10 protein-coding genes are annotated in these 12,541 nt (G+C 62.8%); 3 read left to right on the forward strand and 7 right to left on the reverse strand.

Features of this window, described 5'->3' with window-relative positions:
* The first annotated feature begins 34 nt into the window (after window positions 1-34).
* Together RBRH_RS11770 and RBRH_RS11775 are read left to right on the forward strand one after the other, a co-directional pair.
* Window positions 35-775 (forward strand): DUF969 domain-containing protein, encoded by a 741-nt coding sequence (locus tag RBRH_RS11770; RefSeq protein ID WP_041753912.1) that lies wholly within the window; start codon window positions 35-37, stop codon window positions 773-775.
* Entirely contained in the window at window positions 775-1,731 is a 957-nt protein-coding gene (locus RBRH_RS11775; RefSeq protein WP_013436531.1) for a DUF979 domain-containing protein, read from the forward strand. The genes RBRH_RS11770 and RBRH_RS11775 overlap by 1 nt, the downstream gene beginning before the upstream one ends.
* Here the strand turns inward: RBRH_RS11775 and RBRH_RS11780 are convergent.
* On the reverse strand, window positions 1,652-4,468 hold the full coding sequence (locus RBRH_RS11780) for a hypothetical protein (protein WP_041753913.1): 2,817 nt from the start codon (window positions 4,466-4,468) through the stop codon (window positions 1,652-1,654). The genes RBRH_RS11775 and RBRH_RS11780 overlap by 80 nt on opposite strands.
* A gap of 209 nt (window positions 4,469-4,677) precedes the next feature.
* On the opposite strand from RBRH_RS11780, the gene pcp reads away from it, so the two are divergent.
* A complete protein-coding gene (gene pcp, locus RBRH_RS11785) occupies window positions 4,678-5,337 on the forward strand; it encodes a pyroglutamyl-peptidase I (RefSeq protein WP_041754574.1) in 660 nt (219 codons plus the stop codon).
* A 145-nt stretch (window positions 5,338-5,482) separates the two neighbouring features.
* Here pcp and RBRH_RS11790 read toward each other — a convergent pair whose 3' ends face one another.
* The 6 genes from RBRH_RS11790 to RBRH_RS11815 form a co-directional block, all read right to left on the reverse strand.
* The gene (locus tag RBRH_RS11790; protein ID WP_157864445.1) at window positions 5,483-6,592 is read right to left on the reverse strand and encodes a TraB/GumN family protein; all 1,110 of its coding nucleotides are present in this window, start codon (window positions 6,590-6,592) and stop codon (window positions 5,483-5,485) included.
* Window positions 6,585-7,592 (reverse strand): peptide ABC transporter ATP-binding protein, encoded by a 1,008-nt coding sequence (locus RBRH_RS11795; RefSeq protein WP_013436535.1) that lies wholly within the window; start codon window positions 7,590-7,592, stop codon window positions 6,585-6,587. Before RBRH_RS11795 ends, RBRH_RS11790 begins: the two co-directional genes overlap by 8 nt.
* The gene (locus RBRH_RS11800) at window positions 7,589-8,758 is read right to left on the reverse strand and encodes an ABC transporter ATP-binding protein (protein ID WP_013436536.1); all 1,170 of its coding nucleotides are present in this window, start codon (window positions 8,756-8,758) and stop codon (window positions 7,589-7,591) included. Before RBRH_RS11800 ends, RBRH_RS11795 begins: the two co-directional genes overlap by 4 nt.
* Window positions 8,755-9,684, reverse strand: a complete 930-nt coding sequence (locus RBRH_RS11805; protein ID WP_013436537.1) for an ABC transporter permease subunit — start codon at window positions 9,682-9,684, stop codon at window positions 8,755-8,757. The genes RBRH_RS11800 and RBRH_RS11805 overlap by 4 nt, the downstream gene beginning before the upstream one ends.
* 2 nt (window positions 9,685-9,686) lie before the next feature.
* Window positions 9,687-10,697, reverse strand: a complete 1,011-nt coding sequence (locus RBRH_RS11810) for an ABC transporter permease subunit (RefSeq protein WP_013436538.1) — start codon at window positions 10,695-10,697, stop codon at window positions 9,687-9,689.
* A 128-nt stretch (window positions 10,698-10,825) separates the two neighbouring features.
* On the reverse strand, window positions 10,826-12,469 hold the full coding sequence (locus RBRH_RS11815; protein WP_083813483.1) for an ABC transporter substrate-binding protein: 1,644 nt from the start codon (window positions 12,467-12,469) through the stop codon (window positions 10,826-10,828).
* Between the last annotated feature and the right edge of the window lie 72 nt (window positions 12,470-12,541).

The raw sequence follows: 12,541 nt of genomic DNA on the forward strand, positions 1-12,541 counted from the left end.
TTCACCACCGCTGGACTTGCCAATTGGAGATCTTATGCAAACCACCCTCAATCTTTGGCCACTGCTCGGAGTGGCCGTCATCATTGCCGGCTTCGTGCTGCGCTTCAATCCGATGCTCGTGGTCACAGCCGCCGCAATCGTGACAGCCACCGCCGCTCACTATCCGCCGGCCAAGATCCTCGCGGAAATCGGTATCGGCTTTGTTAAAACGCGTAACCTTCCACTGATCATCCTGCTGCCACTCGCCGTCATCGGCTTGCTGGAGCGTCACGGGCTGCGCGAGCGCGCTCACCAGTGGATCGCCGGCATCAAGTCCGCCACCGCGGGACGCCTGCTGATCGTCTATCTGTTCGTGCGGGAAGTGACCGCTGCGGTGGGACTGACCGGCCTAGGGGGTCATCCGCAGATGGTTCGTCCGTTGATCGCGCCGATGGCCGAAGGCGCCGCGCAAACGCGCTATGGCGCGCTTGCCGATGCGGTGCGATACAAGCTGCGGGCATTCTCCGCGGCCACCGACAACGTCGGATTGTTCTTCGGTGAGGACGTGTTCGTGGCATTCGGCGCGATCGTATTGATGACCACGTTCCTGCATGAGGCCGGCATCGACGTCATGCCGTTGCACGTCGCGCTGTGGGGTATCCCGACCGCGATCTGCGCCTTTCTGATCCATGGCACGCGGCTGTACCTGCTCGACCGGTCGCTGGATCGAGAACTGCTGACCCAGCCGAGCGACACCGGCGCCCACCCCAACCAACCAAGCGGAGAACAAGCGTAATGCTGTCGATCAACTACCTTTACTGGCTGGTGGGCATCCTGCTGGCAATCGTCTCGGGCATGATCGTCACCGACGCCACGCATCCCAAGCGCTGGCTGGCCGGTACATTCTGGGCCTTGGCGGCAATCATCTTCTTAATCGGCGAGCGCCTGCCGGCTGAACTGGTCGGCGCCTTCGTCATCGCGATGGCGCTAATCGCCGGATTCGGCGGCGTAGCCGGCGGCAAGGCGAAAATGCTATCGGCGGAGTTGCGCACGGCGAGCGCGAAACGACTCGGCAACAAGCTGTTCCTTCCGGCGCTGACAATCCCGGCCATCACCGTCGTGTTCACGCTGGCCGCGCCGCACCTGAATGTCGGCGGCACGCCGTTGCTGGACCCGAAGAACGTCACGCTCGTGGCATTCGGCATCGGCTGCCTCGTCGCCGTGGCGTTCGCGTGCCTGCTCACGCGCGACACGCTTGCGCAGTCCACCCGGGAAACACGGCGCCTGGTCGATGCGCTGTCGTGGGCAGTACTGCTGCCGCAGATGTTGGGCATGCTGGGGCTGGTGTTTTCGGACGCTGGCGTGGGCAAGGCGGTTGCCCACTTGACCACGGCCTACATCAACATGGACCTGCGAATGATCGCGGTCGCGGTGTACTGCATCGGCATGGCGCTCTTTACGGTCATCATGGGCAACGGCTTTGCCGCGTTCCCGGTCATGACCGGCGGCGTCGGCGTGCCAGTGCTGGTCGGCGTGTTCCATGCCGATCCGGCGGTGATGGCCGCCATCGGCATGTTCTCCGGCTATTGCGGCACGCTGCTTACGCCGATGGCTGCGAACTTCAACATCGTGCCAGCGGCGCTGCTGGAATTGCCCGACAAGAACGCGGTAATCAAGGCGCAAGTGCCGACCGCGCTGGCCATCCTCGTGGCCAATATCGTGCTGATGAACGTGCTGGCGTTTCGCGCGTAGCACGGGGCTTGGTGGCGCCGGCCTGCGTCGCGAGGCTGGCGCGCGTGTCAGCACTGGCGCTGACAGCGGCGGTCGTGTCGCTGTCAGCTTTGCTCAGTGCCGCGCGTTGCATAGCGGCGCGCTTTGCTGGATACAACGCGCCCTGGCTGGCCGTGCGTTGTTCCCATACGTGCCCAATGCGTGTGGATTGAAGCTCTGTCTCGACCAACTTGCCGCGCAGGTCCTTGTAGCGCACCGGCGCTTCCTTCATTAAATACGTCGCGAGCCGCTCGTGGCTGACGTCCAGGTCCGGCAGCGGCCTCTCAGCGTCCGGCAACGTGCCCTGTTGCGTGCTGATGAACTGTTCAATTGCACAAGCCAGCAATTGCCGGCTGCCCGGTGTTGGCGCGTGCCGGCTCGCCAGCGCGCTCAGTGCATCGCGCACGAGCACAGCCTGGCGGTATAGACATTCGTCATTTTCGATGTCGCGGCTCAACCCCAGCACAAGCCGTTGTATATCGGATGCGGCTACGTCTGGCGTTGACGCAGCGGCAGGGGCTTGTTCGCCCGCCACATCGCGACAATGCGCTGGCATCGCGCGGCTATTTGCATTGAGCCCGCGCTCGATATGGCGATACGCGCGGTGCTTGGTTTCAAGTTTGCGTTCCAAATAAATCAGTTGCGTCTCAATCATTTGCTTGAGCACACGCGCCTGTTCGGCATGATTCGCTGGATCGGCAAGCCACGCTTGCAGGCTCGTCCGTGTCAAATGGCGCCGCGACGCATTCCATGCATTGCGCGCCGCACCGGAGGCATTGCGCCACGCGCTACGCGCGGCCTGCGAGGCGCGTATTTGCGCATCCGGGCGGACCGTACGAGCAAACGCCGATGCAGCTTTGGCCCGGCCCACTACCGCCTCCCCGGTACGCCGCGCAAGCTGTGTCAGTTGCTGCTTACCGTTAGGTTTGGGACCCCGTCGGCGAATCACCTCGTCGTCGTCGGCTGTATAGGTATATTGATCGTCAAACCGCTTCGCACATTGTACGGCCACATCGGCAAGGAAGGTTTGGCGCTGGTCTTCGCGTGCCGCCACTTGGTAATAGAAGAGCTTACGCAGATCAAAACCCGCTCCCGGTTGATCATCCGCGCATAACAGATCGACACTCGCCAAAAAATGCCGATCGAGCTCGGGGTCATCATCGTGATAATAGCGCTGGTAACGCTGAAGCTTGCCGTGACCCTTCAGATACTGCATTGAGAAAAAGATCATCGCGGCACTGGCTAGACCTGTCCCGGCCATCAGCACGACCGGCGCGGCTGGCGTCGCGAGCGCGGTGCCGCCCGCCGCGACAATGCCAGCCAGCGCAAGCTTGGAGACCGTGCAAGCAGTATAGAGGCCGCTGCCAGCGACAAACCCTTTATTCCAGTCGGTATAGCGCGTGAAGAACGCATCATGCTGCTGGGTCTTTTCGCGAAGAAAGCGTGCATAGCGCTCGCTGAGGGTGTGCTCGTCATATGGCGGATCCATTGACGCCCCGCTCCGGCGGTCCACTTCAGCTCGTTTCAGCCAGGAAGCTATTCTTGAATCCGTGCTTTGCTTTTCTGCACGGAACGCGTCGCGCTTTTTACGTGACTTGTGCAGCATGTAACCGCCAAGCGCCAGCGAACCGGCCGCAGCCATCGGACCCAGTGCGGCCGAGCCGACCATGCCAGCAGCGCCGGCGGCGGTTGTTGCAGCAACGCTACCCTGCTGTCCGATGTAGACGCCCTTTAACGTGGTATCGACGATGCATTTGGTCGCAATGGCGCTACCGGAGACGAATGAACTGGCACCAATCACCTTGTCCGCATCGTTCTGCTTGCGCAGAAAGCGCAACGCGGCACGCCGCTCCTGCTTGATGGTCGTGAGCTTGGGCAACGGCTGATTGCTTGCAGGCGTCGCATGAGCGCCCATACCATCATTGCACTGTTGTGCCGTGCCATCCGCGTTGTGACGTCGCACATCAAGCAAAGCAGAGAGCGCCTGCAGCGCGACTATTTCTTCGTCCACTTGATCGAGCGCCTGTGCCAACGCCTTGTCAGTCTTGCGCGCACGGCGCCATTCAGCCAGACCCTCCTTGATCGCCAGCCCCGCCAGCGCCAGCAGCGGTCCAGTCATGCCGGCGGTTACCGCCATATCCGCGATACCATGCGGAATGCCCGCATCCTTGAGCCATCCCGCCGGGTCATGCGCGAGCAATTCCGATGCTTGCCTGAACGCGGCTTCAACGCCAGCGCCGTCCCCCTTTGACACTTGAATCAGCGTAACGACCATCACGTACAGGCAATGCACGAACTCGTCCGCATCGATCGCCAGCGCGCCACAGCGGTCTGCGCTCTCGCCGAGCCGCTGCTCCACCAGTCGCTTTACTTGAGCATAAAGCTCGCTAGGGCACTCCAGCTCCAACATCGTGGCCGGGGCCGCACCGCGACGCCATGCTTTCAATTCGTCGATGGTTGCAGCATGCTTGTTGATGAGGGAGCAGGACGCTGTACCCCATCGATGACTTTTCAGCGACGCCTTTGGGCAAGCAGGCGCGCCATCATTGATGGCGTTTAATTCCTTTAGCAGACCAGAACAGTCGGCAACGGATGCGATCTCCACCTCGATCTTCGGCGGACCGGAATGGACATCGGCCTTGTCTTGGTGAACGTACTTTTTCGCCCGCGAGGCGCCTGGCAGGGGTAAGCCGATTGAAAATGTAGGAAAGCTTAGCATGGGTTGCGATCAAACAATGAACGCAACCCATATTAACGATAACAATTATCATTTACGCTTTTAATCCGAAGTGAAACGCTTCCGCGCGCACGACGCCGTTATGCGAATTGAATGGCTTTTACCCATGCCGCCGGGCATCATATCGTTTTGGCTGTGCGCCGCCTTCCTACGTCACCATCGAGAATCACTTCATCCAGGAAAACCGTACGATGCACACCGTACTGCTAACCGGTTTTGAGCCATTTGAGAATGAACTCATCAATCCATCGTGGGAGGCCGTGAGCGCACTCGACGGCGCACGGATTGCGACCCCGATTGGCGACACCATCGTACACGCGCGGATGATGCCAGTGCGCTTTCACACGCTCGACCAGGCGCTGCTAGACGCGCTCAATGCAACGCGTCCGTCGCTGGCAATCTGTGTTGGCCAAGCCGGCGGGCGTCCGGACTTGTCCGTCGAGCGCGTCGCCATTAACGTGGACGATGCACGCATTCCGGACAACGACGGTTACCAGCCAATCGACGCTCCGATCGTCGCCGACGGGCCGGCGGCTTACTTCTCCACGCTGCCGATCAAGGCGCTCGTCCATGCGCTGCGCGAGGCCGGCATCCCTGCGTCGGTGTCGCAAACGGCTGGCACCTTCACGTGCAACCACCTCTTCTATATCCTGTCGCACTACATCGCGACACGCGCACCGCAATTGCGCGGTGGCTTCGTACATATACCCTATACACCGCGACAGGCCGCGCGCCACCCAGGCCAGCCCAGCCTGTCGACCGCGTCCGTCATTGAAGGGTTGAAGGTCATCGTGCAGACTGCCTTGTCAGTCCACATGGATTTGCCGGAAACGGGTGGCGCGTTGCACTAAGCTGCCTACGCTGGCCTGCCACCTCGGCACAACCCGGCCGCATTCGTATTAGCCTGCCGCCCTGGCACAGCTCGACTACATCCGCACGATCCTGCCGCTTCGCGGCCAGCGCCATGATGGCGACGCGAGCAGCCCGGCATACGTGTCAGCGCGGCACGACGTCAAAGCCGCGATCTCGCAATAGCGCGAGCACGCCCTTCGGCCCGCCAAGATGCAGTGCGCCGATCGCGACGAAAATCGGCCTGTCGGGCTCGGCAAGCAGCAGCATACGCGCAACGAAGCGCTCGCTGCGCTGGTACACGATCCGATCGTCAATGCGCCGCGACAACGTCGGCGAGCGCGCCAGTTTCGCCGATTGCCGCGCCTGCCAGTTTGCCATCGCATCGGCATCACCAGCACACCATAGCGCATGCAGGATGCGCACGTCGGACACGTTGTCGGCCGGCGTCTGCCGCAAGTCCTGCGCGAGCATCTCGCGCTGCTCGGCGAGCGTCAGTCCGGTAAAGGCGGCGATTTGCTCATCGCGCGTCTCGAGACCGACGATACGTCCCACGTACAGGTTTTCGAGCTGTGGCTCGGAGCCGTATTCGGCTTGCAACCCGGCCGACAACGAGTCGTAGGTCTCAATCAGCATCGCCGCCAACCATGGGCGTGTCTTGCGGATTGCCGCAAGCCCGGCTGGATTGCCGCGCATGCGACGCACGATCTTCGCCCACATATCGGCCGGTAGCAACCGTGGCAGACACGCATACGAGCACATGCCATAGCGCGTCACATCGTCCTGCGACACCACCAGATCGTCGGGCGAAAGCTCGAACGCCACGCGCGACGCCGTGCGCAACGCGTCAATGATCGGTTGCCGGAACGGCTGCTCGGCGGGATAGTCAGCCGGGTCGCCAACGTGCAGCGTGCCGAACAGGTACAGTGTCAGGGCGCCTTTGGTCGCGACATAGAACGGCATGTGCGCAGGCCGCGGCACCCTCGCCTGGGCGGTGCTGGGCTCGCTAGGTGCCGATCCGTCGTCGGCTTGCGGCACCGGCTGACCGTGCTGGCGCGGCGGCGTGGCTGCGTCGGTCTGGCCGGCAGGTATCGACACGGTTGGCGGCCCCAGCGGGGCCTGCATCATGGACGCGCCGGAAAACGCGTGCGCGGATGATGCGATACCGGCCAATAATCCGAAGGCGAGCTGCCACGCGAGCCGCTTGGCCAGACCGGTATTGCGTCGCGCGCGGTGGCCACGCCGCCACTCAAGCATCCATTTCCTCCGCACGATGGCAGGCCACTTGGCGGCCATCGACGTCGCGCAACCTCGGCTCCTCGGCCACGCACCGCTCGATCCGATACGGACAGCGCTGATGGAACGTGCAGCCGCGAGGGGGATTTAACGGCGACGGCAGCTCCCCCTCCAGCTTGATCTTGATGCGACGTTCGGATTCGGAAATAGCCGGTGTGGCTGACATCAACGCGCGCGTGTACGGATGCCGCGGCCGCGCGAAGATTGTTGCTTTGTTCCCCCGTTCCGCGATGCCGCCGAAGTACATCACCATCACGTCGTCGGCGACGTGCTCGACCACCGCGAGGTTGTGCGATATGAACACGTAGCTGGTGCCGAACTTATCCTGCAGATCCATGAACAAATTCAAGATCTGCGCCTGGATCGACACGTCCAGCGCCGACACCGGCTCGTCGGCCACGACGATGCGCGGCGTCAGGATCATCGCGCGCGCAATCGCCACGCGCTGCCGCTGCCCGCCGGAGAACATGTGCGGATACCGCTTCGCGTGCTCGGGCCGCAGGCCGACCGTGCGCATCATCTCGGCGATGCGCGATGCTCGCTCACCGGCGCTCATCTCGGTATTAATCGCAAGCGGCTCGCCCAGCGTCTGCTCGACCGTCTTGCGCGGGTTCAACGACGCAAACGGGTTCTGGAACACCATCTGGATGCGTTTGCGCAACGCGGCTAGCTGTTCACGCGTGGCGGTGGCCACATCGGCACCATCGATCAACAGGCGGCCGGACGTCGGGCTCTCGACCATCGTCAATTGCCGCGCAAGCGTTGACTTACCGCATCCCGACTCGCCGACGACCGCCAGCGTGCGGCCACGGGCGAGCGCAAACGACACACCGTTGAGCGCCTTCACGGTGGCCGTGCCGAACATGCCGCGGCGCACCTCGTAGTGCTTGGTCAGTCGGTCCGCAACTAGCACGGCATCCTCGGCCATCGCCGTGTCGCGGGCATGCGCCACCGCGCTCATCGGTCACCTCCGTTCTCGTGCACGCCGCGCCCGTGCGGATCATGCCGATTGGCCACGTCGCAGGCGGACGGCACGGCCGACGCCACGACGCCCTCGTCGGCGTCGTCTCCCGGCGTCGCACCGGCCAGCGCGATGCGCCCCGCATCGAATATCGGCGCCGCGACCTTTTCCACATTCAGCACACGGATGCATCGGGCGCGCATCGCGTCATCCTGCGCATCGAGTTGCACAAGCGCGGGCCGCCCCTTCCCACAATCGTCGACCACATACTTGCAGCGCGGCGCGAACAGGCAGCCACTGGGACGATCGCCGCGGCCCGGTACCATGCCGGAGAGCGCCGCGAGCCGCCGCGCGCCGCGGTTGTGCTCCGGGATGGCCGCCAGCAGCGCCTCCGTGTACGGATGGTGCGGCGCCGAGAAAATATCCGGCACGCGGTTCATTTCGATGATCTCACCCGCATACATCACTGCGACCCGCTGCGCGACCTCGGATACTACGGCCAGGTCGTGAGAGATCAGCACGAGCGCCATACCCCGCTCCTTCTGCAGCCGCACCAGCAGATCCATGATCTGCGCCTGGATCGTCACATCCAGCGCAGTGGTCGGCTCGTCGGCGATCAGCAGCTTCGGGTTGCACGCCACAGCCATGGCAATCATCACGCGCTGGTTCATCCCGCCCGACATCTGGTGGGGAAACGCGTTGATGCGGTTCTTTGCGTCCGGGATGCCAACCTGCTCGAGCAAGTCCAGCGCGCGGCGCTCCAGGGCCGCGCCGCGCAACCCTTCGTGCAAGCGCAGCACTTCCTTGATCTGGTAGCCGACCGTATAGCTTGGATTTAAACTCGTGAGCGCATCCTGAAACACCATCGCGATGTCCTTGCCGATGATGCGCCGGCGCTTAGCCGGCGACGCGCGCAACAGATCAACGCCGTCAAAGCGCAGCTCGTCGGCGCGGACACGCCCCGGCGGGTCGATCAGCCCCATCAAGGCCATCGACGTGACGCTCTTGCCCGAACCGGATTCGCCGACAATGCCAAGCACCTCGCCGGCGGCCACCGACAGATTCACGCGATCGACCGCGGCCAATCCGTCGAAGTCGACATGCAGATTGCGGATCGTCAGCAACGGCGTGCCTGCATCGCACGATGCATTCGAATTCGAACTCATGACAGTCTCTTCAATTTTGGATCGAGTGCATCGCGCAACCCGTCGCCGAGCAGATTGATGACCAGCACGGTGACCAGAATCGACAAGCCCGGCATCGTGACGATCCACCACGCGTTGTCGATGTAGTCGCGCGCGGAGGCCAGCATCGCGCCCCATTCAGCTGACGGCGGCTGCACGCCCAGGCCGAGAAAGCCGAGCGCGGCGGCATCGAGGATCGCGGTCGAGAAGCCCAGCGTAGCCTGCACAATCAACGGCGCGGTACAGTTGGGCAACACTTGCGAGAACATCAGGCGCAGCGTGCCAGCGCCCGCCACGCGCGAGGCGGTCACATACTCCCTTTGCAGCTCACCGAGCGCGCACGCGCGCGTGAGCCGCACATAGGCGGGCAGCGAGACGATCGCAATGGCCAGCATCGTGTTGGTCAGTCCGGGACCGATCACAGCCACGACCGCCACCGCAAGCAACAACGACGGCAGCGCGAGCAGCACATCCATCAGCCGCATGATCGGCGCGTCGCCCCAACGCGGGAAGAATGCGGCGGCCAGACCCAGTACGATGCCCGGTACCAGCGCCAAGACGACCGACACCAGGCCGATGAAGAATGACAGCCGCGCGCCGTACATCAGCCGTGACAGGATGTCGCGCCCAGCTTCGTCAGTGCCCAGCACGAACTGCCAGTTGCCGCCAGCGAGCCACGCCGGCGGCAACTTGACGCACTCCCGGTACTGCTCGATCGGGCTATGCGGCGCCAGCAGCGGCGCGAACAGCGCGACCACGACCAATATCGCGACCACCACGAGCGCGCCGACGGCGCCACGGTTGCGCGAGAACTGGGCCCAGAATTCGCGCGCCGCCAGCACGCGCCCGGACGGCGGCGGCGTCACCGCCTGCTGCGAGGACAGGGGTTGGGTTGGCAAGTCTGCCATCGTTACCTCGTGTGGCGAATGCGCGGATTAAGCACGCCGTACAGCACATCGACGAGCAGGTTGACCAGGATGACCAGCGTCGCGATCAGCAGGATGCCGCCTTGCACGATCGGGTAGTCGCGGCGCGAGATTGCGTCGATTAGCCACTTGCCGATTCCAGGCCAAGAAAACAGGGTCTCGGTCAACACGGCGCCTGCAAGCAACGTACCGACCTGCAGCCCGATCACCGTGACAACGGGAATCAATGCGTTGCGCAGCGCATGCACGAGGACGACCCGCGCCGGCGACAAGCCCTTGGCGCGCGCAGTACGGATATAGTCCTCGCGCAGCACCTCGAGCATTGACGAGCGCGTCATCCGCGCGACCACCGCCAGCGGAATCGTGCCCAACACCACCGCTGGCAGGATCAGGTGCGACACGGCGGACTGGAACGCGCCCTCATCGGTGGACAGCAGCGAATCAATCAGCATGAAGCCGGTCGTATACGGAATGTCATATTCCACCGCGATGCGCCCGGACACCGGCGTCCAGCCGAGCGTGACCGAGAACAGCATGATCAGCAGCAACCCCCACCAGAAGATCGGCATCGAATAGCCGGTCAGCGCGGTCCCCATCACCGTGTGATCGAGCCACGAGCCGCGCCTGAGCGCCGCGGCAACGCCCGCCGGCAGGCCGAGCAGCAGCGCAAACGCCATCGCGCAGACCGACAGCTCCAGCGTCGCTGGAAAGCGCGCGAGAAACTCGTCCATCACGCTAGTATTGGTGATCAACGATGTGCCAAGGTCGCCCTGCAGTGCGCGGCCCACATAGTGCAGATACTGCCACGGCAGCGGCTCATCGAGCCCCAGACGATGCAGCGCCTCGGCATGCATCTGCGGATCGACGCCGCGCTCACCCATCATTACTTCGATGGGATCGCCGGGTATCAAATGAATCAGCGCGAACGCGAGAATGGTGATGCCGATGAACGTCGGTATGACCATCCCCAGGCGGCGCAAGACAAAACGGATCATGAAAACTCCCGTTTGTGGGTGCCAGTGCGTGAGCGGCGGCGCGGGCTCGCGCCCGGGCCGCCGCGGTCCGTGCTCAACGCTTAAGCAGCGTGTGGCCGCCAGCGTAACGCAGGACGATGTCGAAACGCTTACTTCAAGCTCACGCCGTCAAAGCGGGTGTAACCCAGCGGGTCGATCTTGAAGTCGACGACGCTTTTCGCAATCGGCTGGTACGTCGTCGAATGCGCGAGCGGCGAGAACGGCAGCTCTTTGGCGAAGATCTTCTGCGCCTCGATGTACAGCTTCGTGCGCTGCGCCTGATCGGTGGTTTCGCGGCCCTTGACGACCCGATCGTCGAAGGGCTTGTAGCACCATCTGTCAAAGTTGTTGCCATTGACCGCGTCACAGCCGAGCAGCGTGCCGAGCCAGTTGTCGGGATCGCCATTATCGCCGGTCCAGCCAATCAGCATCGCGTCGTGCTCGCCCGCATGAGCGCGCTTGATGTACTCGCCCCATTCATACGTGACGATCTTCGCCTTCACGCCAACCTTGGCCCAGTCGGCCTGGATCATCTCGGCCATCAGCTTGCCATTCGGGTTGTACGAGCGTTGCACCGGCATAGCCCACAACGTCACCTCAGTGCCTTCCTTGACGCCCGCCTTGCGCAACAACGCCTTGGCTTGCTGCGGATCATACGGCAACGCCTTGATCGATGCGTCGTACGACCATTGCGTCGGCGGCATCGGGTTGGTCGCGAGCTGGCCCGCGCCCTGGTACACCGATTCGATGATGGCCTTCTTGTTGATCGCCATGTCCAGCGCACGGCGCACTTGCGCGTTGTCAAACGGCTTGTGCTCGACGTTGTACGCCAGATAGCCGAGATTGAATCCCGGCTTGGACGGCAATTGCACATTCGGGTCACGATTGAGCGACTCGATGTCGGCCGGCCGCGGATAGACTGTAATCTGGCATTCGCCGCGCTTGAGCTTCTGGATCCGCACCCCCGGATCGACGGTGATTGAAAAGATCAGCTTGCCGACCTTAACCGCGCCCGGCTTCCAGTAATCGGGATTGCCGTCGAAACGGATCGTCGCATCCTTTGTGTAGCGTTTGAAAATAAACGGTCCGGTGCCGATCGGCTTTTGGTTCAAGTCCGGCGCGCGATTGGCCTTGAGCAGCGCGTCCGCGTATTCGGCCGACTGGATCGATGCGAACTCCATCGCCAGATTCTGCAGGAACGGCGCGTTGACCTCCTTCAGCGTGAAGCGCACGGTATACGGATCGATCTTTTCAACCTTTGCGATCAGCTTGTCCAGCCCCAAGTCAGTGAAGTACGGGAACTGGACCCTGTACGCCTTGTTGAACGGCAGAGTCGGGTCGAGCATCCGATGAAACGTGAACAGCACGTCGTCGGCATTGAAATCACGCGTCGGCTTGAAGATGTCATTTGAGTGAAACTTCACACCATGACGCAAATGGAAGGTGTAATGCAGACCATCCGGCGACACATCCCACTTTTCAGCCAGGCCAGGCTCGATTTTTGTGCCACCACGCTCGAACTCGACCAGACGATTGAAGACGGTAAACGTATTGGCGGTGAAGTCGGTGCCGGTGGTGTACTGCGCTGGATCGAAGCCCGCGGGGCTGCCCTCGGAGCAATAAATCAGCGTCTTGTTGGGCAGCGACGCGGCTTGCGCGAGTCCGGCTCCGCCCAGCGCCAGCGTGGTCACCACGGCGAGCACGGCATGGTAGGTCGCGCGATAGGTTTCGGATAACGGACGGTTATGTGGCATGCTTGCTCCGAATTGTCGTCCCGGGATCTCCGGTGTAGGCGCGAGTGTACTGGATTTCGCCAAACCGGCAAG

Source organism: Mycetohabitans rhizoxinica HKI 454 (assembly GCF_000198775.1).
Classification (GTDB): Bacteria; Pseudomonadota; Gammaproteobacteria; order Burkholderiales; family Burkholderiaceae; genus Mycetohabitans; species Mycetohabitans rhizoxinica.

Excerpts from the sequence above, each read along its gene's own strand:
- RBRH_RS11810 (WP_013436538.1), bottom strand. The coding sequence starts at position 10,697 with ATGATCCGTTTTGTCTTGCGCCGCCTGGGGATGGTCATACCGACGTTC.
- RBRH_RS11790 (WP_157864445.1), bottom strand. The coding sequence starts at position 6,592 with ATGCTTGAGTGGCGGCGTGGCCACCGCGCGCGACGCAATACCGGTCTG.
- RBRH_RS11800 (WP_013436536.1), bottom strand. The coding sequence starts at position 8,758 with ATGAGTTCGAATTCGAATGCATCGTGCGATGCAGGCACGCCGTTGCTG.
- RBRH_RS11805 (WP_013436537.1), bottom strand. The coding sequence starts at position 9,684 with ATGGCAGACTTGCCAACCCAACCCCTGTCCTCGCAGCAGGCGGTGACG.
- RBRH_RS11770 (WP_041753912.1), top strand. The coding sequence starts at position 35 with ATGCAAACCACCCTCAATCTTTGGCCACTGCTCGGAGTGGCCGTCATC.
- pcp (WP_041754574.1), top strand. The coding sequence starts at position 4,678 with ATGCACACCGTACTGCTAACCGGTTTTGAGCCATTTGAGAATGAACTC.
- RBRH_RS11815 (WP_083813483.1), bottom strand. The coding sequence starts at position 12,469 with ATGCCACATAACCGTCCGTTATCCGAAACCTATCGCGCGACCTACCAT.
- RBRH_RS11795 (WP_013436535.1), bottom strand. The coding sequence starts at position 7,592 with ATGAGCGCGGTGGCGCATGCCCGCGACACGGCGATGGCCGAGGATGCC.
- RBRH_RS11780 (WP_041753913.1), bottom strand. The coding sequence starts at position 4,468 with ATGCTAAGCTTTCCTACATTTTCAATCGGCTTACCCCTGCCAGGCGCC.
- RBRH_RS11775 (WP_013436531.1), top strand. The coding sequence starts at position 775 with ATGCTGTCGATCAACTACCTTTACTGGCTGGTGGGCATCCTGCTGGCA.